Below are 25,415 nucleotides of genomic sequence, written 5' to 3' on the forward strand. Positions count from 1 at the left end.
CATAGTCTTTAAAAAACTCAATGAAAATTTACTTTCTACCGACTTTTACGAACCAATATTTCGGACAGTTTTAGGGGGCTTGAGCCCCTGAATCTATAAGGCTTGAGCCCCGGAGGGCTGTTTTATCGCAAGTCGAAGGTAGCCCTGATCTGCCAATAACTACCCTTTGAGCTGCAGCCCTCGAAATTACTGGGCTAAAACAGTCCGGAGTATTGTTAAGCTAATGCTAGTAAGCGTTGTTTTTCTTTTCTTATTTTTCATTTTCTCTGCCGTCAAGCCAGAAATAAGCTTCGATAGAAACTAAAAATTTCGTGAAGCGGCTGAGAAAAATAGCTCCCTTGTAGATACCCTATTATCAAAATTTGATTGCAAGATCAGGCTTCAAGAGAGCTATAGATTTTCAAGACATTCTTTTCTTTCACTATCCAGCTAAATTTTCGCTACAAATCTAGATATGTTGCTGCTCCAGCAAAATAGTTTGATTTATATAAGCTACCTATAATTTATATTGAGGATAACAACTCTATGAATTATCAAACAATAAAATTCATAATATAAATAAATCGCATTCAGAACTCAATCAAGAATAGTTACTTCCAGTCTAATCAATACATATAGACCGCTCCTGCAAAATCGGCCTCATTGCTCTCAGGACTTGCGAGCAAACCGCTATCGGCACCTTCTTCACCGGTCGCCCCTACTGCTAAACTAGCGTCATCTCCACTTAGCGCAATAGATGCACCAAAATAGTCTCCCGAGTCTGTGTTGCTCGCCTTAATATAAGCTTCGCTAGACCAGTCTATACCATTAAATATATAGGTATAAACTGCGCCTGATCGAATTGAAGAGCTGTCTGTATTATCTCCAAAAAATCCTTGGCTAGAGCTATCCTCCCGCATTGCCCCCACAGCTATAAGGCTGCCATCATCACTCAGCTTTAGTACCTCTCCAAACATATCATTTGCATCAGTATTGGCAGCTTTCAAATAGGCAGTTTGCTGCCAGGAGTTTTCATTTCGCGAAAAAATGTATACAGCGCCATTGTCATATCCATTTTGATCATCGTGATTTTCATTAGATCCATCTTGTAATGGGGCGCCAACAGCTAGAGTTTTTCCATTACCACTTAAATTGAGCGAAAAACCAAATCTATCACCAGCAAATGCATTACTAGCCGATATCTTGCTATCTTCCACCCAGGAATCACCATCCAACTGGTATAGATAAACGGAACCTGCACCCGCATTATCAGCATAAGCTCCAACTGCGAGTGAAGCCCCAGCATCATCCAGGCTTATCGAAGCACCAAAACCTAATCCCGCAGAACTATCAGTAGCCTTAATGTAGGCATACTGTGACCAGACTCCCTCCTCATTACGGAACATATATACCGCTCCAGAATCTTCAATATCATCGCCAGATTCGCCATCAATACCACCGTCTTCATTAGGTGCGGTTACAGCTAAAGTAGAACCATCTCCACTTAGGCTAAGGGCATGACCAAATAGATCATCATTTCCTTGATTGTCAGCTTGAAGTCGGGTGCTGTGGACCCAACCTTCATTACTTCGGGAAAAAATATGAACAGCACCCGCAGCAAAATTATCCTTTTCCCCGTTCTCCTTGAACGCCCCTATTGCAAGCGTATTACCATCATCGCTAAGGCTCAACGCGGTTCCAAACTGTGCAGCTCCTTGAGGATCAGGAGCCTTAAGATAGGCTTGCTGTGCCCATTCACCATCTTCCCGAGAAAAAACATAAACTGCACCTGAATCAGATGTCAGGTTATCCTCTTGATCACCACCGCTATCTTCGGAAGGGGCACTTACTGCAAGCAGATTGCCATCATCGCTAATTGCTAGATCCCAACCAAACTGATCACCAGCATCCGTATTACTAGGTTTAAAATAACCGATACTACCTATCACTTCCTGATCAATCGCTACTGTTTCAGAATCGATACATCTCTGATCATCACAAGTTTGTAATAAGTATTGGGCGTTAATCCTTTTGAATAAAGGTACCACTAATTCAGTGTATTCTGTTTTTGGCGTAATAGGATTTCCAACAGGTTCAAACCCAGAGTGACCATCAGAATTTTCAAATAGCTGATAATAAGTTGCCCCAGAAACATCACTCCAGCGAAAGGTTAGCGTTTTGGGTTGCTCATAGTGGGCCTCAATGATAGCGGCTTTAAGCCCAGTGCCAGTATCTGTACCATCTCCCCCATTCGAAGATCCATTGCACCCTGAAAGCGATGCACTAAATATCAAGATTGCTACGTTGATATTAAATCTCATCCTATGTTTTCCTTATAAGTCATCGTATTGTTTTTCAAAACTTTCTCACTCTTTGCGCTGGAGCAGATAAAATTTTTACCTTTAATACAGACAATGCGAATTCTCTCTAGCATCATTCTTAGCACTAAAATTTCTCCAACAAAAAGTAATGCGGAAAATAAAATCAAAATAACGGTCGACTTGATCCATAAACAAGCATCCCTTTCATACACCAAAATTTGATTTCTTTTCAGGGCCTTGAGAAGGTTAAAGGCCTGGGATGCATAATTGATAAAAATTTAAGGTTAAGGGGCTCACTTGCTGAACTCGCAACAACCCGCAAGGATTTCAACACTGAAACGATCGGCATAAAAGAAGATTGAAAGGAAATACTCTGTCGAGCAGGCATTTATATATATCCTACTTACTTCACCAGCCGGAAGTAAAAACTCTAAACTTAGGATAAATTTCTCTTTAACCCTCATATTTTATACTTTTCATTGTTTGACTTTAGCTATTTACTCCGTATACCAGATAAAGTGCCAAGCTAATACAAAACCCAACAGGATTCATAGTAGCGCTTATAAACATAAATTTTGGCTTTAATTTATAAACCACAACCCGCTCATATCGCAGCTGAGATTATATAAGCTACCTAAAATCAAATACGTACCTTGATGTACTGATATTTTCAAAAAGCCTACAAGATTCACTTGATAGAGTAAACTTTTTTAGATAAAGAGAGTTTTGTCCCATAAATTAGAACAGTGGTTTCAAAAAAACCGAACGATAAGTCTTAAAGTGGTTAGATATATGTCCGAATTTGAGGGTATATTTTTATGAAAGAATGTGATTCACAATTTCTTGAATAACTACAACACTTCGGACAGTTTCATGCCGCCATAGTCCTGTAGTCACCATACCGCTCGTAAATACGGGCAACTTTGTCACAACTTTGGTCTAAATCTAACTCATCAAAAACTCTATCCATAAGGTGCTGATTGAACTTGGGACGCTTCCAGATAGCAATTGAAATGACCACAATCTCACCCGTTTGTTTCGTATTTCTATCTTCGATTTTCAGCAAATTCAGAGTCGCCAATGATGCATTGACATGCATGTTAATCGCCTCTTTTCGGATTGACTGACAATGAGCCAGACCAGTGTGCTGTTTTACATCTCTGCCGTCCTTTATGAATTTAAACATCACAACACGAATGGTTCGTTTTAAAAATTGGCATAAACAGTTTTCGTATATACTTCAGTTCTTTTATTTAGAGCACCAACCTAGTCAAAACGATGTACGTCCATATCAAAATCAACCTTGCCATCATATTTCTAAGAACGACCCGAGCCTTTGTACGCCCCTTCGTACAACCACTGTAAGCCTGCATCTATTCGCAACTTCCCACAATGCTCAACCCCGTTGGAATGATGGCTGAAACAAACTTCACCTTGCTATAATAGGCATCTGCAGCTAGATATTTCATACCAAGCGCAAGAATTGCTACTGCAACTTTGACGGCATGATCGGCATAGAGCTCAATTCGAGATCGGTCCCCTTCATCTATTGCCTGCAGACTATCCAAGGTATAGGCAGTATTCGATTTCAGATCAGTGATACTGTTCAAGGAAATTTCGAGACCACGCTGAAATTCTTCAGCACTGCCGTTGTAATACCACCCTAACCCTTCTGTTTTATAGCCTGACTTACTAACAAAGTTTTTATCTATGGCAGCTACACGCTCCTGGATGTGAGGAAACTCTTGTGTAAATAGTTTTTATTGAACTGGACGAAATCAAAATATCTACTAGACCAGCGACAAAAGCGTCTCTCACTGGCAGAACTGTATCGCCCCATGTTTAGATAGGTTGCTTTTCCCTAAAATACCATCAGGGCGGAAAAGGTGTAAGCATGAGTTTTCTTTGCGATCTTTTAATATTGGATATTTGAGCGAAAATAGTTTTTACTAAACCTTCCATGGGCAGGTATTATTTTGATGTGATGTGAGAACCTTATTTTCTCAGTATCTGGCCGTGGCTCCTACCTATTTCGCCCCTTAAAACTGTCCGAAGTATTGACAAACAGAAAAGGGCAACTCTGTTGGTTTGTGTTTCATGCAGATATTATTATATGCTACCAAATCCTAAACATCACAACTTGTAAGATTGCCCACCCCAATCTCTAAGAGGTATTCTTAAAAGGGCTCAGAATATTATTCCTTTAAACTATAAATAAAAAACAACAGATAGCCGGATAGATATCCGCTCAAAATGCAGACTTAAACAATAGAGCCAAAATCACTTTCGGCTCTATTATTCATCTCTTTATTTTCCCGCGACCTGCTTGACCTGATCATTCAAAATGGCATGCTGCATACCAATGGTGCCTAAAGCTTCTACCGGTAGAAAGACCTTGTTATTCGATTCAGCCATTTTATCCAGCACTTCCAGGGTGCGATAGGCTAAGTATTTATCGGTTACCGATTTTGCCAGAAGATCATTGACCTCCTTTTGTCCAATCGCTTTCTCACGGGCAATAGCACGATTCATCTTTTCCCGCTCCAGATCCCGCTCCATTTGAATTTTTTGAATTTTAAACTGCGCCTTTTCCTGCTCTATTAACTCGCGGCGCTCAGCGGCACGCTCCTTAGCCTGTGTAATCACCTTGGGGAATTGTATATCCGCCAGGCCCAGGCGTTTAATTTCAATGGGGGTTCCCTTCAAAGCCTTGGATACTTCACCAAACAACTCATGACTCAGGGATTCCCGGCTTGAGGCAATTTCATTTATGGAATACTTAGCCACGACACGGCGCACCACATCCCGTATTACGGGCTGGGCATAAGTTCCGTAGACATGATTAACAGAAATATTATTGTTCACCGGCGGAATACGATCAAATACATGATCAATAACATCGTTACTGATCGCACCGGTCATACGCACATCAAAGCTCATATTCAACTGATCTTTCGGCATAAAGACTTTAAATTTTTCCAAATGCCCAAAATCCGCAATCGTCATCGTGACCAGCTTATCGCAATAGAATATGCACATATCCAGACGAAACTTGGAAGGTGGTACCACTTCGGGCTTATATCCATTCTTGGTCAATATTTTGCCCACATGGGCCGGCGGCACTTCCACCCGTTCACCACAAGCAGAAAGTAATAGAAAGGAGGCCAACAAACCGAAAACCACTACAAAACGCATCATAAACACCAATCAATGAAAGGAAATACGATATGGCAATTGTTCGACGACGACAAGAAAGAGTAATCCGCTGAAAGATGCTACAATCGACGCCAAACAAATGAGCCCAAGCTCATATTCCTATTAACTGTTTGAAATAAAGATATGCAATTGGAATTTGTCACCGCAACCCTTTTTAATCTCGGCATTAACCTGCTCTACACAATGCTGGCACTTTTTATTGGAATCATCGCACTGATCACTATCGATAAAAAACTACTGCGCACAGTCGATATCGAGGGCGAACTGAAAAATGGCAATATTGCAGTTTCCATCTTCGCCTCCACAATCCTGATCTTTGTCGCCATCATTATTTCCTTCGGACTGAAAGGATAGAGCCGTGCGCAGATGGGTCGCCCCGTTATTAGTGTTCTCTGCGCTGCTAATGCTGCCGGAAATTCTCCGTAAAACAATACACAGGCCGACGGAAAGCTTCTCTGCAGAGGAATCCCTCAGTTCCGCACATAGAATTTATGATTCAACCGCCACAGCGGCTCAGGATCGTCAATACGGTATCGTGAGAGTCGTCGGTACCAGTAATCCCCTGCCGGAGGAAACTGTCCAGCAGGTGGTGGCCAAACGCACTCTGGAAGAGAGCGCCTACGTTTCAATTTGGAATTGGCAGGGTTTCGAGGCGGTAACCGCTTCAGCGCGAGGCCTGGATAACAAACACCATTTTGCCAATAGTTATCTGGTGGGTTTCAAACCTTTCCAAACCCGGCAACTCTGGGTGCCACTCTACACACTGGCCATGCAGAAGGAATATCAGTACGACCACCTGCAATACGCCGGCCTGTCCGATATCTGGCAGACTTCGCGCCAGGCTTATTATCAAAAACGCGGCGATTGCGAAGACCACGCCATTTTACTAGCCGACTGGCTGATTGAACTGGGAGTGGATGCGCGGGTGGCGCTGGGTACTCACCGGGGGCAGGGGCACGCCTGGGTGGTGGCTATTGTGGATGGCCAAGAATATCTGCTGGAAGCCACCAGCAAGCGCCGCGAAGCCAGCTGGCAAGCAATGCCCCTAGCCGCCCTGACCGAGGGCTATGAGGTGGAATTTCAGTTCAATCGCAACTTTTTCTGGGCGAAACGCAATTCCACGCCCACGCGAAAGTATCGCGGTCGCCACTGGATTAAAAAATCCCAGTTTATTCGCAGTTGATTTGACCCTGGGAGGATCCACCCGGTGTGTTATTTCCGGGTGCGTTTATTCTAAACTCAGGCCCTGCAGCCCCGTTGCTGGAGACAGCTTAAATCGGCGAACCCGGCGGCATCGCTTTGATATCCCCGGCTTTTACTTCCAGCTCTCCACGCATAAAAGATTCAATACGCTTAGCCTGGAAATAATAGTGCGCGCTATACCCTTCAGCATCCTCACCAAATAATTTTCTCTTCCCCAGCGCCAGCTGAAATTTAGCGAGTTGCAACTGTGCCTTGGCGCGCACCGACTCCGCAGCGTTGCGGTTACTGGCGAGTAACATCAGATACTGGATATAGACATGATTGGTGCGCTGATGAACGGCCGCCTGAAGTCCACTGTACTGTGCACTATTCAGGGATAGCGCGGTCAGTCGCTCCAACAGGGTATCGAACGCGGGAATCTCACTGCTGCGAGCACTCTGTTGATTCATACGCGCTGCCCGCTGCGGGTCCATCAAGATAGACAAGGTGTGGCCCACCGCTGCCTCGGCGAGGGCCACCGCATCGAAAGCCACACCGGTATGAGAGGGAAAGCTCTCCCTTGTGCGTTCATAGCCATAAGATTTGGGCGGAATTAATTGCAGAACCTGTTCCGGCAGCACCAGGAACTCTGGTGACAGGGTAGCCACTAACGTCTCTATCGCCTGCTGTTGGCGCTCCGCCGGTACCAGGGTGTAACTGTTTTGCTCAGCGTCGTTATACAGATAATCGTAATCCAGACCACCAATCAACTTACCCACAGCTTCGGCCTGGTAGCGGTGCCCGTAGTAAACAGGTACCAGTGTCTCCTCCAGATCTGATCGTGGCGCTGAAGTGGGATTTGCCGCACCCGAGAAGTTTTCCAGGGCATAACGACGCAGCTCAATCAAACGATTAAATTCCGCCAGTGGCTCTACTCCGTTATCCCATAAGTGGGATGTGGCATGGGCGTTGTTGATTGCGCGGGAATCCGGGTCAGAGATAAAACGCAATCCCTGTTCACCGGCTTCGGCAATGACCTTCGTTAAATAAGACTGCTCCTCATCGCCACTACCGTAGCCATAGCGGATTGCCAACTTATCCCATGCACCTATTCCGGATGCGTACGCGTTGGACAAATCCAATTCTGACCCCAGCAGGGAAACCAATGGTGCCGGGTAATCCATCACCGAGGCACGCTCCTCGGCGCTGGCAGCAAAATTGTGGGCCAGCCCCAAGGTGTGGCCCACTTCATGGGCGGACAGTTGGCGAATACGCGCCAGCGCCATAGCCTGCAAGGCCGCGGTATCTACTGCTTCATCCGTATAAGGCTGCAAAAGTCCTTGGGCGATTAGGAAATCTTGGCGCACTCGCAGGGAACCCAGGGTGACGTTTCCCTTCAGGATTTCACCGGTACGCGGATCAAACACAGAATAGCCATAAGACCAACCGCGGGTCGCGCGGTGCACCCAGTTGATCACGTTGTAGCGCACATCCAATGGGTCCACATCTTCCGGGAGAATCTCCACCCGGAAAGCATTTTTATAACCGGCAGCGCTGAAAGCCTGGTTCCACCAGCTGGCACCTTCTACCAGTGCGCTGCGGACTGGCTCCGGAACACCGGAGTCCACATAGTAAACGATAGGTTCAACCACCTCATTGCTACCCGATTTTTTCTCGAGCCGGTGACGGTAGATAAAGCGCTGATCCAGAGGCTGGTCGATTGCGGTTGCGTAATCGCGATACATAAAGGGGAAGTAGCCACTGCGACTGTGGAACACCCGCGGCTGGTACTCTCGATCGGGAAGTTCAATCAAGGAGATATGCTGGCGTAGGGAAACCAGAGTCGGGGTTGGTACCACCTCGCGCAAATATTTACCCGGCTTGCTACCGGAAAAGGTCAGCTGAGCCTCAAACTCGCTGTTCTTGGGAAAATTCTTAGTGCGCGGCAAAAAGATCGCGGACTTCGATTTATCCACAGAATAACTGCCCTGCTCCGCCTGCTTTAGGCGGGCCCCAATACCGTGCTGATCGCTCAGCAAGAAGGGGGTGAAGTCCACCAATGTAGAACCATCATTTTGTGCTAAAACTTCAAATCCCCAGAGTACTGAAGAGGCAAAAGCCTCTTCCACCGCGCGGCGTTCTGCCAGGTTTTCAGACTCAGCACGATAGTGAGCGTTTACCTGGTGCAACAGTACCTTATTACCCACACGCTGGAACTTCACCAAACGGCTCTCACCCACCTGGTTGCGGTCCAAGCCCACGGGGTTAGACCCCAACCCCTGAGCCAGACCGGTGAGGAGTAGCAGCTCACGCTCAAACATATCGATCTGCAATAGTACTCGGCCGCTGCCCTCGTCCCAGTAGAAATTGTGATACCCACTGTATTTACGCATATCCGTCGTGTACTCGACGATATTCTCGGCTCGAGCCACGGTGCTTAACAGCACCAAGCACAGCGCCATCAAATGCCTGCTGAATGACATTTGCCGTCCCCCAATTTTTAATTATTAAAAGCCAATACTCTGCGGTGCCCTGACCACATCTGGATTGTGGCCAAGAGTAGCACTTAGAGTAACCCCAATCTGCACAAAAAACAGGCTGAAAAGTTTTCTTATACGCTGCATCCATTTGCACCTTCAATCTCGTCTGAAAGGGAAAGGCAGAAAAACAGAGATTGAACTATGTGGAAACCATTTGCGATTTCAACACTGATTGGTTTGGGTGGAGCAGGCCAGGTCATGGCACACGAATCCATTCATATCGATACCGACAACTGTGAGTCAACGCTCGACTACACAGTGAAAGTGGGACCCGACTTCTTCGAAGTACACGAGGATAGTGATAAGCAACAATTGGTGTACTTCCACTCACCGGCACAGCTGCAGGTAAATGGAAGCCCGGTAACTCTGGATACCCAACAACAACAACTGTTGCAGGAGTATCGCCAAAAACTGCACCTCGCCGGCCGTGACACCCTTTTGGTGACACTGGAAGCCGTAGATATCGCCATGGACGGATTGTCTATCGCTATCAGCGCCCTGGCGAGCCCGGATCACCCGGAGAATCAGGAGCTGAAACAATTCTCTGTGGATTTAATTCAGCGCACCGAGGATCGCCTCAATCGCGAAGGGGAAGTCTACTATCTCGGCGATACTGAGATTGGCAACTTTATTGACGAGACAATCTCCAAAGAATTTGAGCCCCGTATCGAACGCCTGGCCAAGGATGCCGCGGGTACTATTGCCTGGCACGCTCTCAAGGCCGCGTTCACCGGAGGACAGAGTATTGAGGAGCGCGCTACCGAACAGGCGGAACAGTTACTGGAACATCGCGCAGAACAGATTGAGCAAACTGCCGAGCAACTTTGTGCCTCTCTGCAGTCCATTGACCAACTGGAAACACAATTACATCAAGCCGTACCCGAGCTGGGCGACTATGATCTGGTCAAATAGTATTAGTGCCAACCGGTCTTAATTTTATCCCCCAAAGCCTGGCCGCTCTGCGGCCTTTTTTATTGCAGTTGCAATTTTTTAAGAAATTGCTTTGCATCGCGAACACTTCCCTTCGCGTGCTCCACATGGGTCATATGCCCGACTTTTTCGTAAGCAATCAACTTACTATTCGGTATTTCATGAGAAAAATACTCACCTACCTCTAGCGGAATAATTTGATCTTCTGATCCCCAGAGAAACAAAACAGGAGTTTGTATATGCTCAAGCCCTAAAAGCGGTTGGAAATTGACTGTAGCATTAGCGACAAGATTAATAGCCGTGCCACGACTTTTCTTATAACGCGAGAGTAGGTAAATACGGTCCACCATTTTTTCCGGTACAGCATTTGGATTATAGAAAAACCGGGCTTTTAACAGTTTTCTAAACAGCCCACGGCTACCCAAATGAGAAACAAAGCGTCGCCCCCAGTGACTGAGTGCGAAACGCGCCATAGAGGCAGGCATTTTCAGCCCCTTGTCACATTGATAACCGCCCGGTGCAATCAAGATTGCGGCCTCAGCAGTATCGGGGTGTTCAATCAAGTAGCGCAGTACCGCATTGCCTCCAAAGGAGTGACCAACAAGAACAAACCTCTGCAACCCCATTGCCTCAATAAACCGCGCGATAAAATCCGCCAGGTGCTTAGGCGTATAGGTTCCCCCCGGCAAGGGATCTGTCAGACCGTGGCCTGGAAGATCCACCAATATCAAGTGGTAATCCCTAGCCAACACTTTTGCCCACTCCCCCCAGCCCCCCAAGGAGTCCCCACCACCATGAAAACACAAAAGCAGTGGGCGCCCCTCCCTGCCTACTTCCCGATAGTTCACCGAAAAACCATCGGCAAAAGCTAACTGGTTGTAGGAAAAACGGGACAATTCGTTGCGGCTCAGACTAGGGCTGAAAAACGCGATTCCCAGTAACCAGATAAAAATCAGCAGAAGTATAAGGACAATCCAGAATGCCATAATCACGACAGGGCCTCCCTAGCCCGCGCTGGTTGTTTAAGAAGACAGCGTGACCCCAAAATTATTAGTTTATCGAAGAAATGTCAGCCCTTTGAGACTGGTCGAGGCTACAGCCACATAAAAGTGCATCAATAAAATCATAAAGAGACCACCGACCAGAATTAGCCAAAACCGGTTGTACCCCAGGTGACGCATGGATAGGAACCAGGCGCCAAGATTTAACAGCTGTAATACAGCAGATAAGCCCGCCAACAGCACCGCTTCGGTATAGGCCAGCCAGGTGAGATTAAAAGCAAGGGAGGGAACCTGAGTCATCACCGCGGCTGCCCCCAGCAAGGCTGCCGCCAAGCCAACATTACGCACTGAGTCGAAGGTAATTTCCAAGGCCCGAGGATAATCGCTCATTTACTCCCTGTATCCATTTACCCAGTTCTGCCCATTTTAAAAACCTGTGGGCCAACCAGAAGAATAGATTGCATTCAGCAATGGGGTTCTAAATCCATCAGATAAGCAGCTTAAGCGAGGATTAGTAAGTATTGCCCGCGTGTAATGCGACAGTGCCAGGCCTTGTACACACGAACTACCGAGTTACAAGCCGAATTTATTCCTTAAACTCAAGCACCTGTTCCATCGCCCGGCGGATAGAGTCCAATGACAAAGTAATATCCTCCGCCGTGGTAGCCCAAGATGAGACACTGAGACGTAAAGCCATTCTATCCCGCCACACGGTCGTACCGAACCAGCACACGCCTTCCTCCTGCACAATACCTACAATCTGCTGCAACGCGGATTCGTCATTGATGCTCGCGACCACTTGATTCAGCACCACTGCATTGAGAATCTCAAAGCCTAAATTGGCTAGGCCGTCGGCAAACTGACGGGCAAAATCGCAGCACCGCTCCACCAAATTAGCCACGCCTTCACAGCCCATTTCCTGAATCGCCGCCCAAACCTCAACGCCCCGGGCGCGGCGGGAAAACTCAGGAACCATATCCTTCGGTGGCACCTGGACTCCAGACAGTAAATAAGGCGCCTGTGTAGTCATAACACAGTGCACCGCCCGGGCCTCGCGACAGATAGCAACACCACAATCGTAGGGTGTATTCAGCCATTTGTGCCCATCAACCGTCCAGGAGTCCGCTAACGCCACTCCCGCAGTTAGGTATCGCTGCCTAGGTGAAGCCGCCGCCCACAAGCCAAAGGCGCCATCCACATGTACCCAGGCTCCAGCCGCCTTGGCCCTCGGGATGATTTCTTCAAAAGGATCAAAATGACCGGAATTTACATTGCCTGCCTGCAAACACACGATGGTGGTTTCATCCAACTCGGGGAAAGAACCTACAAGCACTCGGCCCTGATTGTCGCAGGGAGCTTTCACCAATTGGTCTGTACCAATTCCAAGAATCGACAAAGCTTTATGCACTGTGACATGGGATTCTTCAGATACAATAATCCTCAGCGGGGGTGCTCCGGCTAGCCCCTTTTTCGCCAGATCAATACCCAGTTTCTCATATTGATGGTTGCGTGCTGCAGCCAAACAAACCATGTTCGCCATAGAGGAGCCAGTGGTAAATCCAACACTACTTTCTTCCGGTAACTCCAGCAATTGCAGTAGCCACTGAGCGGCAATGCGCTCCAAGTAAACTGCCGAGGGTGCCGATGATTCCAGTACCGCCACTTGGTCCCAGGCCGCATTTAAAATAGAGGCCCCCATTGCTGCCGGGGTAGAGCCCCCGACCACCAAACCGAAGAAGCGACCACCGGTACTCGCCACAGTAGCGGGAGAGGCGTAATGATGGAGCTCTGCAATCACCTGTTGCGCCTCTTGCCCTTTGTGAGGCAGGGAGGAGTTTAATCTTTCCAGCTCACTCAAATCTAAAGGTGATGGACTGACTCTTCGCTCGCGAATTTTGGATATATATTCCTCAGCACATCGACTTGCCTCAGACAGAGCCTTTAAAGATTTCAAATTACTGGTCATTTTATTCTTTTTCATTTATTCGCCTCACACTTCCCTTTATCAAAATTTTTAGACGGCAAGGAAATTTTCGCAACAGAATCTAAAAATAATTTCTCGAAATAAAATTCCAGGTCTGCTCACAAAGTAATTGATGCCCAACGGGGTTTGCATGGAGCCCATCTTCAGAAAGCAGTGGCATAATCGCCAATGCGCACCATAAACTTTCAAAATCCAGCACTGGGATCCCTTCACTCAAGGCTACCTCTCTCACCACTTGGCTATAAAGCTGTGCATCTTTTCGAAAGAAATAGCTATCGCTATCGCGATAAGGCGTCGTTCTCCGCTCATCAAAGGGGATGCCGGTCATTACAAAGCTGGGGGCGATCTCACTGGATGCTTGCAGTAGTTCTAACATCGCCTGGCGAAAAAAATCCAAAGCCATCGTATTCTTTGCCGCTTCCCCGCCAATGCGGCAAATATCATTATAACCAGGGTAGAGCCCTATTAAATGGGGCCTTCTCACAGAGAGTTCCGCTGAAACCCGCTGAGTAAGCGATACAACACTTTCACCAAATATTCCCAATGCATAGACTAAGTTTTTGGGATTCAAAGGTTCGTAACGGAAACGAAACCTTTGAACGAAGCCTCCCAGCTCGGTATCACCTCGTCCATAGATGGAGCTTGAACCAATAAAGGCGATCTTTTTGGGAACTCTTCTAGACATAGGAATAACCTTCAGGTTAAATGGGCTTTAATGTTCGCTACAAGTTACTACCAACAAAAAATATAGTTCCAACAATTTATGAAACACAAATTAAAAAAACAGTTATTCAAACAGTATAGAACTCCTATTTGAATAGGCGGGTAATACACCCATTTACCGACCGCCACCAAATTTCAAATTTCAATCGATACCCGATAGTTATGTAGGAATTTCTTAAGGCCAGAATGTGAGAAGTCAATCACGCGAGAATCCAATCTTCTCTGCGCCCATTTTTTGCTAAACGCATCCTCTAATATCCATTGACCCAGACTGCCTGCCAGATGATTACGTCTCTCACTCCAGTCTAAACAAGACTTGCACAATGGACGCCGAGTCTTTCTCAACTCCTCAATATCAACACCTAGTTTAGAGAAAAATTTCTTCCCTTTTTCAGTCAGTTCCGCACTCTGAAACTCTTCGAGGATGATACCTTCTGCCATTAGAGAGTCATATAGAGCAATTCCGAAACTCCCAGCCAGATGATCGTAACAAATTCGAGCTTTTCTCAGGTCAGGATTTGCCGGGCCAGTATCAATACTTCTGCGCGCCTGCGTACTACTTATATTGAGCAGCTTCTCCAATATTTCCGCCACCTCATGATCGCGCAACTGAAAATATTTATGGCGCCCTTGTTTGCGCACCACCAGCAAACTGCCCTCGGTAAGTTTGGATAAATGCGTACTCGCTGTCTGAGCACTGATATCCGCCTCACAGGCCAATTCGGTTGCCGTCAGGGCTTTACCACTCATCAGTGCCATTAACATTTTTGAGCGAGTCTTATCACCAATCAGACCCGCCACCAGAGATATATCAGGCTCCATAAGCACACCAAATAGTTCGTTGTAGATCGAAGCATAAAAACTATTGAGCCATAGAATGCAACGTATCCCAAACAGAGGCAAAGCTTATGACGATTACCTGCTTTATCGAGTATTGTATAAACCCCCATCAATTGGATGAATTCAGAGAGTATGCAGAGAATTGGGGAAAAATTATCCCTGAATGCGGAGGCGAACTCTTAGGTTACTTTCTACCCTATGAAGGCACAAATAACCGTGCCTTTGGCCTGATCAGTTTCGATAGTCTGGCGAGTTACGAGCAATATAGAAAACGGCTTAAAGCCTCCGAATTGGGCGCTGCCAATTTCCGCGTTGCTATGAACAAGAAGTTTATCAACAAGGAGAAACGTTCATTCCTTCAGCCGGTGCCATGTACTTATCTAGCCATAAACCAAGGATATGGAAAATAAAGATGATCGCCGTTATTTTTGAGGTAACACCTAAAGAGACAGGCAGAGAATCCTACTTTTCCAAGGCCCAAGAGCTAAAGCGCTGGCTTCAGTATATTGATGGGTTTATTTCGGTGGAAAGGTTTCAAAGTCTCTCCAGACCCAACACCGTTCTCTCTCTGTCGTTCTGGCGAGATGAGCAAGCAGTGCAAACCTGGAAAAATCAGATGCAACATCGAGAGGCCCAGCAACTGGGCATAGACAGCTTATTTGAGCATTACCGCATTCGCATAGCTCAAGTAGTGCGTGATTACGATATCCATCGAGAGGAAAATACTAAATGAGTTAATTAGGATGAGACATTTATCCCAAGAGGCCAAATAAATTCTTTAATCCGACTGGCGAGGCGATAATTTCAATCGATCACTTTGTGCTTACTACAGCGATCAAGTAATAACCCTATTATTTGGAAATAACATAAGAAAAACCGGTACCAGAAATTCAAAAATCCGCTAAGAGCACAATAGCTGAAACCGGTTTTTCTTGCGATTAAGACTAATTTAGATCGGTGGCGTATTGGCGTAACAGTTGCAAAGGTACGATTTCCAATGCTTTCAGGTGGGTACGCTGTAAAAAAACTCGCGGGGCCCTATCCTGCTGCTGGGCCTCTAACCAGCGCGCGGCACACAGACACCAGCGATCTCCCGGGGCCAGTCCCGGGAATCCATATTCCTCAATGGGGCGACTTAAGTCGTTGCCACGGCTGCGGGAAAATGCGAGAAATTCGGCACTCACCTCGACACAAACCGTGTGGGAGCCCTGGTCCTCTTTGCAGGTATTACAGCAGCCATCGCGAAAAAAACCGGTCATTGGCGCCAAGCTACAGGGAACAAGAGGGTCGCCAAACACATTGACGGAATTATCCTTTTCCATAATCAGCCCGGCCCCGTACTGTCATTGAGCAACTCGATATCCACCAGCTGCCAATGCAGGCCATTGCGCTGCATTATCAGCCGCAGCTCCGCCCGGTCGGCCTCGCCATAATCGACACTGAAGTGATTGATATCGGTAAAGCGCCACTTGAGACGCTTCCAGTTGCGCTTGGAGCCCTGCTCTGAATCTTGCTCCCCTAAGGGAATAGCTCGCTCCTCCTGGGCTGCCCCCCCACCAATCAGTTCCCGCTCTATACCCCGTAAGTCATCACCGCCACGCAGTAGGGCAGCGATCCCCTCAGGGGTGACAAACTGTTGCATCAAAGGCCCCATCACAAAGTTGGCCCCGGCACTCAGGAGTTCATCAAACTCTTGCGGAATTGAATTACCTATAGATGAGCGCAGCTGTTCCTGCATGCGAACTCTTAGATTGTCACGTAATACCGGAAAATCCACATAGCGCTCGAGAGTATCGATACTCTCACGCCTTTTTTCCGGCTCCTCAGCTTTAGCCATCTGCGCAGCCCGCTGTAACTGGTCCATTGAATAGAAGGGTAGCGCCACATATCCGGCGGCGATCAAAACCAGTATCACAGCTCCCGCCCATAGAGTTCTCTTCATTATTACCTCTCCTTTTTACGTCTAGGGGGAATTTTATGCTGAGAAAGATCCATCACCTAATTTGCTGCTGTACTGGCGTGGCATTGTTCCTAAATCACGCCTGTGAGATATTCGCCCCCAAGACTCTGCACACCCACCCAGTTAACTTTTAATAAGGACATCAGTCAGGATGAGTGATATTTATCAAGCTCCTCAGGCACAGCTAGCCGAGGGGGAAGAGAGTGGTGATTTTGGCTCTATTGAGAAAGGCATTGCCGGAGATTATTCGTTTGCGATCGGGGAGATCCTCAGCGAAGCCTGGGAGCGTACCAGCGGTAACAAAGGCACGGTGTTGATCGGAGCACTGCTTTACGTAGTCGGCTCAATAGGTATCAGTATCGTGGCTGGGCTGCTTACCGGTGCCGGTGGCGCTGCAGTACTGGGTATGGGGAGTACAGATCAAGCTTCTCAATCTATGTTTTTTGGGGCATTGATTTACCAACTTATCGTCATTATTGCCGGTGCGCCGCTGGCCGTTGGTATGGCGATGATTGGAATCAAAATAGCCCGCGGGGAACAAACATCCGGAGCCGAGGTGTTTTCCTACTTTGACAAGATCGTACCCTTAGGCATTGGTACTATTATCATGTACTTGATGATTATGCTCGGCTCCCTGCTGCTGGTCATTCCCGGTATTTACTTGGCCATCGCATACTTGCTAGCAATGCCTTTGATTGCCGACCGCAATCTAGGCCCCTGGCAGGCCCTGGAAACATCTCGCAAAGCAATCTCCAAAAACTGGTTCGCTTTCTTCGGACTCATAATCGTACTGCTACTGACCTATATGGCCGGCGGTTTAGCGCTGCTCATTGGCCTTATTTGGGCCATCCCCCTGTGCAGCATTGCCTATGGCGTCGCATATCGTAAGATCTTCGGCAGCCCCCACAAAGCCTGACTTTTAAAATAATCCAACAGGAGCGGTGGCTTGCTGGATACCACCTATAACGTCGAAACCCCCGAGGGTATCGATCTACGCGCGCGGGCCGCTGGGCCTGTGCCGCGCATCCTCGCCTTTGCCGTGGATGTGTTTTATCGAACCCTAATACTCGCTGGGCTCGGCATAGGCCTGGCCTTTGCCAAAACTGCCGGTATGGGGATCTGGCTAATCTGCTCCTTCCTGTTGGAGTGGTTTTACCCGGTGTTTTTCGAGGTGCTGCGCGGCGGCCAGACACCGGGTAAAAAGGCCTTTGGACTGATGGTGGTGAACGACAACCTCACTCCCATCTCCTGGGGCGCCTCTATTGTGCGCAACCTGCTGCGCTTCGCCGACTTCCTACCTTTCGCCTACGCCACCGGCGTAATTGCCATGACCCTGGGGCGCAACTTTCAGCGCCTCGGCGATTTGGCCGCAGGTACCCTGGTGGTCTACCGCGACACGGACAAGGTACCCATGGCACTGCCGGACACAACACCGCTGCCGCCACCACGCAATTTCAAACAGCAGGACCAACTAGCCCTGATCAGCCTGCTGGAGCGCCACGACGACTTGAGCGAGGCGCGCCAACAGGAGCTCGCCAATTTACTCGAGCCGATCACTGCCAAGAGAGGCCGCGCCGCGCTGGAATACTTACGCGCCGTGGGTAGCTGGTTATTGGGTGGCAGGGGCTAGGAATTCATGAGACAGAGAGATTTTGAAAATCGCCACCGCGACAGCTGGGCACAGCTGGAGACCTGGCTTAAAAACGATCAGGCCCGCGCTGAAGTGGCCACACTGGACTTGCCCGCCGCCTACCGCGAGCTGTGCCAGCAACTGGCCGTCGCCAAGGAGCGCCTGTACACCAGCCGCCTGATCGACCACCTCAACCAGCTGGTCACGTCGGCCCACCACCGGGTTTACCGCCAGCAAACCCTGCGCCGCAAGGGTTGGTTACACTACCTGGTAGCCGGATTTCCCCAGGCCGTGCGCGCCAACGGCCGCGTGGTGGCTCTGGCCAGTGCACTGTTTTTGCTGCCCGCCCTGGTGATGGGCATCGGCACCTACAACAACGATGCATTAATTTATGCGGTCATGGCTCCCGGCGATGTGCTCTCCCTGGAATCCATGTACGACCCCGGCAATCGCGTGCTCGGGCGTGAGCGCGGCTCGGATACCGACCTGGCCATGTTCGGTTTCTACATCAAGAACAATATCGGAATTGCTTTTCGCACTTTTGCCGGGGGCATACTGTTCGGCCTCGGCTCCATCTTTTTTTTGGTTTTCAACGGCATCTACCTCGGCGCGGTATTTGGCCATATCACCAGAGTGGGGTTTGTAACCACCTTCTACCCCTTCGTGATCGGCCACGGCGCCTTTGAGCTGACCGCCATAGTGCTGGCCGGAGCCGCCGGCCTGCTGCTCGGGCGCTCGCTGGTAGATCCGGGTCAACACCGACGCTCGGTAGCCCTGCGCCTAGCCAGTGTCGAGGCCATGAAAATTATGTACGGCACCTTCCTGATGCTGGTGATCGCCGCCTTCCTAGAGGCCTTCTGGTCGTCCAGCACGGCCATGCCCATCGCGATCAAACTCGGCTTCGGCGCTCTTCTGTGGCTGCTGGTATTCGCCTATTTCGCCCTGGCCGGGCGCGGGGGTTCCAGCCATGCAAGTTAAGCATCTGGCGGTACGCGCACGCCTGCGCTCACCCTGGGAGTCCATCGACTTGGGCATCGCCCTGGCGCGCAAATACTGGCTGCCAATGTTTCTGGTCTGGCTGATACCGGCGGCCTTGCTATTGGGCCCTCTCGCTTGGTTTTTCCCCGGCCATCCGGGCTGGTCGCTGTTCGCGGTCTGGTGGCTAAAACCCGTGTTCGACCGCCTGCCGCTGTTTATGATCAGCCGCACCCTATTCGGCACGCCGGTATCCGCGCTGGCGGCACTGAAAGCGTTTTTCCGGCAGAACCGCACCGACTGGCTCGCCTGGATCACGATCCGCCGCCTGAGCCCCACGCGCGCCTTCGATATGCCGGTGACCGTACTGGAGCAGTCCAAGGGCGGCGCTCGCGCTGCGCGTATCGGCGTACTGCACCGCAAACATTCCGGAGCCGCTACCTGGCTGACTTTGACCGGTATCCACCTGGAGACCTTCTTCCTGATCGCCGCCTTTATCCTTATCTACCTGTTTATCCCCGAGCAGGTTACGGCAAATATCGAGTGGACGCCCCTGGTCCGCGGCGAGACCCTGGCGCTGGAATGGGTCTCCAACGTTCTCTGTCTGCTAATTATGGCGGCGGTGGCACCGTTTTATATTGTGAGCGGCTTCTGTCTGTATATTGGTCGGCGCATCGAGCTGGAAGGCTGGGATATCGAGATCCAGTTCCGCGATCTGGTGGAGCGCCACCAGCGCGCTCAACAGTCGCGCAAGCCCACTGCAAACGGCGCCTCGCCTCTGGCCACGGTGTTACTGCTGTGTGCGCTCGCCTGTGCCTCGCTAACACCGACGCCACAGGCCTGGGCGGAAACTCTGGAGAGCCCCCAACAGGCACAACAACATATCGATAAGATCCTCGCGGCAGAAGACTTCCACAGGATCGAGGAGGAGAGCGGCTGGCGCCTCAAAGATTTTGATAGCGAACAGGGAAAAATTCCCGAGTGGCTGATCAAACTGTTCGAGTGGCTGTTCGAATGGCTCAGCGAGAACGCCGATGAAGCCGACGATTCCTCGGGTATCAACTGGGGAGCTCTGCTTGCCAAGCCCATTGAGTTACTGCTTTGGATCGGTGTAATCACCGGGTTGATCTATCTGGGCTGGCGCCACCACGAGGCCATTCTCAACAGCGTGCGCTGGCAGCCTAATGCGAAAACAAAAGCGGCGGAGGCGCCGGAGACCCTATTTGGCCTCGACGTGCGCCAGTCCAGTCTGCCCAGCGATGTGTGCGCGGAGGTACTGCGCCTGTGGCGGGCGGGCGACCAGCGCGCCGGCCTGGGCCTTTTATATCGCGCCACCCTGTCCCACCTGATCGAGGACTTCCAATTTTATTTTGGCGACCACCTCACCGAGAGCGAGTGCGCCCAATTGGTAAGTCAGCGCCAGCGGACACCAGAAGGCCTGCAGCGCCCGGTGAGCGCGCCTATGAGCCAGTTTGTACAGCAGCTCACGATGAACTGGCAGCAACTGGCCTACGCCCACCGCCCCCCCGCCGATACACAGGTAGGCGACCTGTGCCAGCAGTGGCAGGAGGTATTTGCCAATGACCGCTAAACGCCTGTTGATTGGTTTCGCTCTGCTGCTGTGTGCCGCGCTGGCATGGCTGTTCCTCGCGTTCTTTGAGCGCTACACCGAGGAAAAGGACCGTGGCTGGGGAGCAGAAGCACGACGCAATCCGTTCCTGGCCGCCGAGCACTACCTGGCCGAGGTGGGGCTGGAGCCCCGCCAGGCGGAAAATATCTCCGTGCTGAATACGCTGCCTGCAGACGCCACCCTGTTTATCGCCAGCTCCAGTCAAATCTACAATCCTCAGCGCGTTGAGGAGCTATTGCAGTGGGTTGAGAGCGGCGGCCACGCCATCGTAGTCGCGCGCACTGAAGGCTTCGATTTCGACAAGGGACGCAGCGAAGAGCGCGACTGGCTGCTGGAGGCCCTCGGCGTCTCCATGATGGAGGGGCATGAAGAGTTTCATTTTGAGCACCCTCTGCAACCGCTGATAGGGGAAGACGCCGAACTGAACCCTGAGCAGAGCCCCGGCGAGGCCCTGCGCGAATACAACCGCAAGATCGATGAGGGGCTAGTCGAGGATAAAGCCGAATCAGAGGCAGAGAAACCTCGCAACCCGGATGTGGAGCCAGAAAACCTGGTCACCCTACCCACCGCCAGCGGGGCCGAAATTCAGTTACATTTCGACGCCAGCCACCTGCTCTACCACGAGGGCATCGATGACAGCAGCGCCGAGGGCGCCCCCCTATTCTTTGCCAAAGTTTGGCGCGAAGACGAGGCAGCGCCGTTTATGCAGTTTGGACGGGGCACCGGCGTCATCACCCTGCTGACCGACAGCACCATCTGGCAGTCTCACCGTATCGGCCACTTCGACCACGCCTATTTCCTTCAGCTACTGGCCGGCAGTGGCGATTTTGTCTTCCTGACGCGCCCGCGATTCGAATCGCTGGGGTTCCTCGCGCGCAAGTATGCCGCCGAGTTTTTTATTTCCGGCCTGCTCGCCCTTTTCGGCTGGCTACTACTGCGCGCACGTCGCTTCGGCCCCCTGCAGCCGCCACCGGAAAGCGTACGCCGCTCACTGCTGGAACATATCTCTGCCTGTGGGCACTATTACTGGCGCGACGACCAATGTGAGCGACTGCTGCGCGGCCAGCGCGAGGCGCTGCTGCGCCGTCTCGGCGCGACAGGGGCCAGCGCTGCCGCCCGGCAAAAGCTGTGTAAAAAGCTCAGCGCCGAAACCAATCTCAGCGAACACAGCATCATCGCCTGCCTGTGGGGCAAACCGGCGATCAGCGAAGAATCCTTTACCGAACAAATGCGCACCCTGCAGCGAATTGAGGCAGTCCTATGAGCGATACCACCCTGAATCCCGAACCACAAACCCACAGCCAGGCGCCGGATTGGCAGACCGCTTCAGCCCAGTTGCAGTTGCTGCGTAACACGATCAACCGCCTATTGATCGGCCAGGAACAGGTGGTCGAACAGGTCCTGGTGGCGCTGCTGGCTTCGGGCCACGTGCTGCTGGAGGGCGTACCCGGTCTCGGCAAGACCCTGCTGGTGCGCACCCTGGCCAACTGTTTCGGCGGCAGCTTCCGCCGCATCCAGTTCACCCCGGACCTGATGCCGGCGGATGTCACCGGCCACGCCATGTACAACATGGGCGAAAGCCGCTTCGAAGTGCGCCGCGGCCCGGTGTTTACCAACCTGTTGCTGGCGGACGAGATCAACCGCGCCCCCGCCAAGACCCAGGCCGCCCTACTCGAAGTGATGCAGGAGAAACAGGTCACTATCGACGGCACAGCGCTGCCGGTGCCCAGCCCCTTTATGGTGCTGGCTACTCAAAACCCCATCGAGCAGGAGGGCACTTACCCGCTGCCGGAGGCGGAACTGGACCGATTCCTGCTCAAAGTTCTGATCGACTACCCAAGCCTGGAGGCCGAGCTGCAACTGGCCGCCGCCGCCAGCAGTGGCCGTATCGAGCAGCGCCTGCGGGAGAAACCCGCCGGGGAAATCACCATCGCGCAGTTGCAACAATTACAAGCCCTAGTACCGCAAGTGGCGCTGGATCAGCAGGTGCTGGAATACGCCGTGCGTCTGGTGCGCGCCACCCGCAAAGCAGCCCAACTGCGCAGCCCCGCCGGCCCCCGCGCCAGTATCGGCCTGCTGCAGGCCGCCCGTGCCAGCGCTCTGCTGCAGGGTCGCGAATTCGTGCTGCCGGACGATATCAAAATGATGGCGATTCCGGTGATGCGCCACCGCGTGAGCCTCTCCCCGGATATGGAGATCGATGGCGAAACCACCGACAGTGCTCTGGCAATGATCATCGATAGCGTCGAGGCACCGCGGCTGTGACACAGGGCGTCGCCGCGACAGAGGTTTCGAGCGCAGAGCCCCGCCTCGGACGTCCCGGACCCAGCCACCGCCTGATCAAACTCCTCGGCTACTGGTGCCTGACCGCACTGGCCGTCAGTGCCGCGCGTATTTGGCTACCCCAGTCTGCAGACCTGGTGGTCTCACTGTGGTGGACCGGCGGGGGCCTGTTGATCGGCGCGGCCCTGCTGGATCTCCTCACCGGGCGCAGAGTGAAAGGCCTAGAGGGCGCACGAAAACTGCCCGGTAATCTGGCCCTGGGCGTGCGCAACAGCGCGCGCTTGAAACTGCGCAACAGCGGCCCTCGCGCGCTAAAGCTTTGGGTGTGCGACAGTGTGCCGCAACAACTGGCCAGCACCGGGCTACCGCGCCAAGCACAGCTGGAGCCGGATCAGGAAGTTGCCATCGAGTACTCCCTGGTGCCACACCGCCGCGGCAGTGCTGAATTCGGGCGTATCGAAGTGCTCGCCGATTCCCCCTGGGGCCTGTGGCAGACCCAGGTGTGGCTCGGAGACAAACAGACCGTGAAGGTCTACCCCAACTTCCTCGGTATTTCCTCCCTGCAAGCGCTTTCCACCGAACAGACCCTGCGCCAGCTCGGCCTGCACCAACAGCATCGGCGCGGCGAGGGCATGGACTTCCGCCAGCTGCGCGAATACCGCCAGGGCGATAGCCAGCGACAGGTCGATTGGCGTGCAAGCTCGCGCCTGCGCAAACTGATCAGCCGTGAATACCAGGACGAGCGCGATCAGGAAATCATCTATATGCTCGACTGCGGTCGGCGCATGCGCGCCAAAGACGGCGAGCTGAGCCATTTCGACCACGCACTTAACGGCCTGCTGCTATCCGCCTATGTGGCGATTAAACAGGGCGATGCCGTGGGCCTGCAGGCATTTGCCGCCGCTCGCGACAGCTCCGGTGGACAACTGCCGCCGGTCAAGGGCGAGAGCGCGATCAACCTACTGCTCAACAATGTCTACGACCTCCACTCCGGCACCGGCAGTGCAGACTATAGCGGCGCCGCCCAGCAACTGCTGGCCACCCACAAGCGCCGCGCCCTGGTGATCCTGATCACCAATCTGCGTGATGAAGACAGTGCCGAACTGCTCACCGCCGTGCGACTGCTCACCCGCAATCACCTGGTGATGGTGGCCAGCCTGCGGGAAACGGCCGTAGACCGCGTGGCGCAAAAGCCCATCGGGAATTTTTCCGAAGCGGTCGACAGTGCCGCAGCACAGGATTTCCTGCGCCGGCGCGCACGCCTGTTACAACAGTTGCAAGCCTGTAACGTATCCGTCGTCGACTCCCGCCCGGAGCTGTTGCACCAAGCGTTGGTAGAAGCTTACTGGCGCCTGAAGCGCAGTGGAAAAATCTAACCAGCGCCTGCACCTGGGTTCCATTAAGTTGCAGTGGGCCGTCCCCAAGAGAGATACTCGTGCTGTTCAAAAATAGAATTCCACAAAAACAGGGAACCCAACACGAACATGTCTCAAAACACAATCGAGCTGCTCAGCCGTGCAGCGGTAAAGTCTTCCCCCTTCCCCCACTTTTACCTTGAGCGCTCACTGGCTTCTGAAGAGGCCAGCGCCCTGATCGCCGATTTCCCCCCCCTGGACCAAGGCGGCAGCTTCAATATCAACGATGTGAAGACTACCGAGCGCCTGCGCGATTTTGTCGAACAGTTTGGCAGCCCTGAAGTAAGACAGATTCTCGGCGAAAAATTTTCCGTCGACCTGTCCGATAAGCCGATGATGGCGACACTGCGTGGGTATTCCCGAGCCAAGGACGGACGAATCCATACAGATTCGAAAAGCAAATTGATTACGGTTTTGATCTACCTCAATGATGAATGGCCGGCGTCTACCGGCCGCCTGCGTATCCTGCGCAGTGGCGATAACATGGATGATTACACCGATGAATTACTCCCAGGCCCGAGTTCCCTGGTTGCTTTCAAGGTGACCGATAATTGCTGGCATGGTTATCCCAGTTTTGTCGGTAAACGCCAGGCGATCCAGATCAATTTTTTAAGCGGTGACAAAGCGAAAAAGAAGCACCAGTTTTTTCACGGCATCAGCGCGCGAATAAAATCCCTCTTCCAGTAAAATTATCGGATAAAGATCCTCGCTCGATAGGGAGCACAACAAATTAATAAACACTCCCTGCCCATATTTTGATGATGGCAGTGGCACTTTTACCACCTAACGGGTAATCTGTTGCCACC

Annotated in this window: 25 protein-coding genes; 13 read left to right on the plus strand and 12 right to left on the minus strand. The window is 51.3% G+C overall.

Translation table 11 applies throughout. The features are described from left to right. Positions 1–605 precede the first annotated feature (605 nt). From Q1A69_RS11760 to Q1A69_RS11775, 4 genes are all read right to left on the minus strand, one after another. Positions 606–2,300 carry a hypothetical protein gene (locus tag Q1A69_RS11760; RefSeq protein WP_299585480.1) on the minus strand — a complete coding sequence of 565 codons (1,695 nt, stop codon included), beginning with the start codon at positions 2,298–2,300 and terminating at the stop codon, positions 606–608. A gap of 871 nt (positions 2,301–3,171) precedes the next feature. Continuing rightward, positions 3,172–3,399, minus strand: a complete 228-nt coding sequence (locus Q1A69_RS11765; protein WP_299585482.1) for a hypothetical protein — start codon at positions 3,397–3,399, stop codon at positions 3,172–3,174. Positions 3,400–3,673: 274 nt separating this feature from the next. Continuing rightward, positions 3,674–3,910, minus strand: coding sequence for a hypothetical protein (locus tag Q1A69_RS11770; RefSeq protein ID WP_299585484.1), 237 nt, complete (start codon positions 3,908–3,910; stop codon positions 3,674–3,676). Between the two features lie 697 nt (positions 3,911–4,607). Then, positions 4,608–5,495: an SPFH domain-containing protein gene (locus Q1A69_RS11775; protein ID WP_299585486.1), complete on the minus strand. Its 888-nt coding sequence runs from the start codon at positions 5,493–5,495 to the stop codon at positions 4,608–4,610. A gap of 144 nt (positions 5,496–5,639) precedes the next feature. On the opposite strand from Q1A69_RS11775, the gene Q1A69_RS11780 reads away from it, so the two are divergent. Both Q1A69_RS11780 and Q1A69_RS11785 read left to right on the plus strand, forming a co-directional pair. Further along, positions 5,640–5,870 carry a DUF350 domain-containing protein gene (locus Q1A69_RS11780; protein WP_299585488.1) on the plus strand — a complete coding sequence of 77 codons (231 nt, stop codon included), beginning with the start codon at positions 5,640–5,642 and terminating at the stop codon, positions 5,868–5,870. Positions 5,871–5,874: 4 nt separating this feature from the next. Then, positions 5,875–6,699: a transglutaminase domain-containing protein gene (locus Q1A69_RS11785; protein ID WP_299585490.1), complete on the plus strand. Its 825-nt coding sequence runs from the start codon at positions 5,875–5,877 to the stop codon at positions 6,697–6,699. Between the two features lie 88 nt (positions 6,700–6,787). Here Q1A69_RS11785 and Q1A69_RS11790 read toward each other — a convergent pair whose 3' ends face one another. Next, the gene (locus tag Q1A69_RS11790; protein WP_299585492.1) at positions 6,788–9,181 is read right to left on the minus strand and encodes a zinc-dependent metalloprotease; all 2,394 of its coding nucleotides are present in this window, start codon (positions 9,179–9,181) and stop codon (positions 6,788–6,790) included. A gap of 198 nt (positions 9,182–9,379) precedes the next feature. Between Q1A69_RS11790 and Q1A69_RS11795 the strand changes: the two genes are divergently transcribed. Further along, the gene (locus tag Q1A69_RS11795; protein WP_299585494.1) at positions 9,380–10,150 is read left to right on the plus strand and encodes a DUF2884 family protein; all 771 of its coding nucleotides are present in this window, start codon (positions 9,380–9,382) and stop codon (positions 10,148–10,150) included. Positions 10,151–10,209: 59 nt separating this feature from the next. Here the strand turns inward: Q1A69_RS11795 and Q1A69_RS11800 are convergent, their stop codons facing one another. From Q1A69_RS11800 to Q1A69_RS11820, 5 genes are all read right to left on the minus strand, one after another. After that, entirely contained in the window at positions 10,210–11,154 is a 945-nt protein-coding gene (locus tag Q1A69_RS11800) for an alpha/beta hydrolase (protein WP_299585613.1), read from the minus strand. A 69-nt stretch (positions 11,155–11,223) separates the two neighbouring features. Next, complete coding sequence (locus Q1A69_RS11805; RefSeq protein ID WP_299585496.1) at positions 11,224–11,559, minus strand: hypothetical protein; 336 nt, start codon at positions 11,557–11,559, stop codon at positions 11,224–11,226. A gap of 196 nt (positions 11,560–11,755) precedes the next feature. Continuing rightward, positions 11,756–13,150, minus strand: a complete 1,395-nt coding sequence (locus Q1A69_RS11810; protein ID WP_299585498.1) for an aminotransferase class V-fold PLP-dependent enzyme — start codon at positions 13,148–13,150, stop codon at positions 11,756–11,758. A 64-nt stretch (positions 13,151–13,214) separates the two neighbouring features. Beyond that, positions 13,215–13,838, minus strand: a complete 624-nt coding sequence (locus Q1A69_RS11815; RefSeq protein WP_299585500.1) for a GDSL-type esterase/lipase family protein — start codon at positions 13,836–13,838, stop codon at positions 13,215–13,217. A 173-nt stretch (positions 13,839–14,011) separates the two neighbouring features. Continuing rightward, on the minus strand, positions 14,012–14,677 hold the full coding sequence (locus Q1A69_RS11820) for a winged helix-turn-helix domain-containing protein (RefSeq protein ID WP_299585502.1): 666 nt from the start codon (positions 14,675–14,677) through the stop codon (positions 14,012–14,014). Positions 14,678–14,784: 107 nt separating this feature from the next. Here Q1A69_RS11820 and Q1A69_RS11825 point away from each other — a divergent pair, with 107 nt between their 5' ends. Together Q1A69_RS11825 and Q1A69_RS11830 are read left to right on the plus strand one after the other, a co-directional pair. Next, a complete protein-coding gene (locus tag Q1A69_RS11825) occupies positions 14,785–15,126 on the plus strand; it encodes an NIPSNAP family protein (RefSeq protein WP_299585504.1) in 342 nt (113 codons plus the stop codon). 2 nt (positions 15,127–15,128) lie between these two features. Beyond that, positions 15,129–15,449, plus strand: a complete 321-nt coding sequence (locus Q1A69_RS11830) for an antibiotic biosynthesis monooxygenase (RefSeq protein ID WP_299585506.1) — start codon at positions 15,129–15,131, stop codon at positions 15,447–15,449. Between the two features lie 211 nt (positions 15,450–15,660). Here Q1A69_RS11830 and Q1A69_RS11835 read toward each other — a convergent pair whose 3' ends face one another. Beyond that, the gene (locus Q1A69_RS11835) at positions 15,661–16,038 is read right to left on the minus strand and encodes a DUF2237 domain-containing protein (protein ID WP_299585508.1); all 378 of its coding nucleotides are present in this window, start codon (positions 16,036–16,038) and stop codon (positions 15,661–15,663) included. Between the two features lie 2 nt (positions 16,039–16,040). After that, complete coding sequence (locus tag Q1A69_RS11840) at positions 16,041–16,658, minus strand: DUF2939 domain-containing protein (protein WP_299585510.1); 618 nt, start codon at positions 16,656–16,658, stop codon at positions 16,041–16,043. 169 nt (positions 16,659–16,827) lie between these two features. Here Q1A69_RS11840 and Q1A69_RS11845 point away from each other — a divergent pair, with 169 nt between their 5' ends. The 8 genes from Q1A69_RS11845 to Q1A69_RS11880 all read left to right on the plus strand — a co-directional run bounded on the left by Q1A69_RS11845 (position 16,828) and on the right by Q1A69_RS11880 (position 25,296). Next, positions 16,828–17,592 (plus strand): hypothetical protein, encoded by a 765-nt coding sequence (locus tag Q1A69_RS11845; RefSeq protein ID WP_299585513.1) that lies wholly within the window; start codon positions 16,828–16,830, stop codon positions 17,590–17,592. Between the two features lie 30 nt (positions 17,593–17,622). Next, the gene (locus Q1A69_RS11850; RefSeq protein ID WP_299585515.1) at positions 17,623–18,306 is read left to right on the plus strand and encodes an RDD family protein; all 684 of its coding nucleotides are present in this window, start codon (positions 17,623–17,625) and stop codon (positions 18,304–18,306) included. Positions 18,307–18,312: 6 nt separating this feature from the next. Further along, positions 18,313–19,284 carry a stage II sporulation protein M gene (locus tag Q1A69_RS11855; RefSeq protein ID WP_299585517.1) on the plus strand — a complete coding sequence of 324 codons (972 nt, stop codon included), beginning with the start codon at positions 18,313–18,315 and terminating at the stop codon, positions 19,282–19,284. Continuing rightward, positions 19,274–20,872, plus strand: a complete 1,599-nt coding sequence (locus Q1A69_RS11860) for a hypothetical protein (RefSeq protein WP_299585519.1) — start codon at positions 19,274–19,276, stop codon at positions 20,870–20,872. Before Q1A69_RS11855 ends, Q1A69_RS11860 begins: the two co-directional genes overlap by 11 nt. After that, positions 20,862–22,175, plus strand: a complete 1,314-nt coding sequence (locus tag Q1A69_RS11865; protein WP_299585521.1) for a DUF4350 domain-containing protein — start codon at positions 20,862–20,864, stop codon at positions 22,173–22,175. The genes Q1A69_RS11860 and Q1A69_RS11865 overlap by 11 nt, the downstream gene beginning before the upstream one ends. Beyond that, positions 22,172–23,176, plus strand: a complete 1,005-nt coding sequence (locus Q1A69_RS11870; protein WP_299585523.1) for a MoxR family ATPase — start codon at positions 22,172–22,174, stop codon at positions 23,174–23,176. Before Q1A69_RS11865 ends, Q1A69_RS11870 begins: the two co-directional genes overlap by 4 nt. Beyond that, entirely contained in the window at positions 23,173–24,570 is a 1,398-nt protein-coding gene (locus tag Q1A69_RS11875) for a DUF58 domain-containing protein (RefSeq protein ID WP_299585525.1), read from the plus strand. Before Q1A69_RS11870 ends, Q1A69_RS11875 begins: the two co-directional genes overlap by 4 nt. Positions 24,571–24,678: 108 nt before the next feature. After that, on the plus strand, positions 24,679–25,296 hold the full coding sequence (locus tag Q1A69_RS11880; protein ID WP_299585527.1) for a 2OG-Fe(II) oxygenase: 618 nt from the start codon (positions 24,679–24,681) through the stop codon (positions 25,294–25,296). The last annotated feature ends 119 nt before the right edge of the window (positions 25,297–25,415 follow it).

Source organism: uncultured Microbulbifer sp. (genome assembly GCF_947498635.1).
Taxonomy (GTDB): Bacteria; Pseudomonadota; Gammaproteobacteria; order Pseudomonadales; family Cellvibrionaceae; genus Microbulbifer; species Microbulbifer echini.

Bases quoted from the DNA above. Each gene is read 5' to 3' on its own strand.
- Q1A69_RS11760 (WP_299585480.1), bottom strand. From the start codon at position 2,300: ATGAGATTTAATATCAACGTAGCAATCTTGATATTTAGTGCATCGCTT.
- Q1A69_RS11765 (WP_299585482.1), bottom strand. From the start codon at position 3,399: ATGCATGTCAATGCATCATTGGCGACTCTGAATTTGCTGAAAATCGAA.
- Q1A69_RS11775 (WP_299585486.1), bottom strand. From the start codon at position 5,495: ATGCGTTTTGTAGTGGTTTTCGGTTTGTTGGCCTCCTTTCTATTACTT.
- Q1A69_RS11780 (WP_299585488.1), top strand. From the start codon at position 5,640: ATGCAATTGGAATTTGTCACCGCAACCCTTTTTAATCTCGGCATTAAC.
- Q1A69_RS11790 (WP_299585492.1), bottom strand. From the start codon at position 9,181: ATGTCATTCAGCAGGCATTTGATGGCGCTGTGCTTGGTGCTGTTAAGC.
- Q1A69_RS11795 (WP_299585494.1), top strand. From the start codon at position 9,380: ATGTGGAAACCATTTGCGATTTCAACACTGATTGGTTTGGGTGGAGCA.
- Q1A69_RS11800 (WP_299585613.1), bottom strand. From the start codon at position 11,154: ATGGCATTCTGGATTGTCCTTATACTTCTGCTGATTTTTATCTGGTTA.
- Q1A69_RS11805 (WP_299585496.1), bottom strand. From the start codon at position 11,559: ATGAGCGATTATCCTCGGGCCTTGGAAATTACCTTCGACTCAGTGCGT.
- Q1A69_RS11810 (WP_299585498.1), bottom strand. From the start codon at position 13,150: ATGAAAAAGAATAAAATGACCAGTAATTTGAAATCTTTAAAGGCTCTG.
- Q1A69_RS11815 (WP_299585500.1), bottom strand. From the start codon at position 13,838: ATGTCTAGAAGAGTTCCCAAAAAGATCGCCTTTATTGGTTCAAGCTCC.
- Q1A69_RS11825 (WP_299585504.1), top strand. From the start codon at position 14,785: ATGACGATTACCTGCTTTATCGAGTATTGTATAAACCCCCATCAATTG.
- Q1A69_RS11830 (WP_299585506.1), top strand. From the start codon at position 15,129: ATGATCGCCGTTATTTTTGAGGTAACACCTAAAGAGACAGGCAGAGAA.
- Q1A69_RS11835 (WP_299585508.1), bottom strand. From the start codon at position 16,038: ATGGAAAAGGATAATTCCGTCAATGTGTTTGGCGACCCTCTTGTTCCC.
- Q1A69_RS11840 (WP_299585510.1), bottom strand. From the start codon at position 16,658: ATGAAGAGAACTCTATGGGCGGGAGCTGTGATACTGGTTTTGATCGCC.
- Q1A69_RS11845 (WP_299585513.1), top strand. From the start codon at position 16,828: ATGAGTGATATTTATCAAGCTCCTCAGGCACAGCTAGCCGAGGGGGAA.
- Q1A69_RS11855 (WP_299585517.1), top strand. From the start codon at position 18,313: ATGAGACAGAGAGATTTTGAAAATCGCCACCGCGACAGCTGGGCACAG.
- Q1A69_RS11860 (WP_299585519.1), top strand. From the start codon at position 19,274: ATGCAAGTTAAGCATCTGGCGGTACGCGCACGCCTGCGCTCACCCTGG.
- Q1A69_RS11865 (WP_299585521.1), top strand. From the start codon at position 20,862: ATGACCGCTAAACGCCTGTTGATTGGTTTCGCTCTGCTGCTGTGTGCC.
- Q1A69_RS11870 (WP_299585523.1), top strand. From the start codon at position 22,172: ATGAGCGATACCACCCTGAATCCCGAACCACAAACCCACAGCCAGGCG.
- Q1A69_RS11880 (WP_299585527.1), top strand. From the start codon at position 24,679: ATGTCTCAAAACACAATCGAGCTGCTCAGCCGTGCAGCGGTAAAGTCT.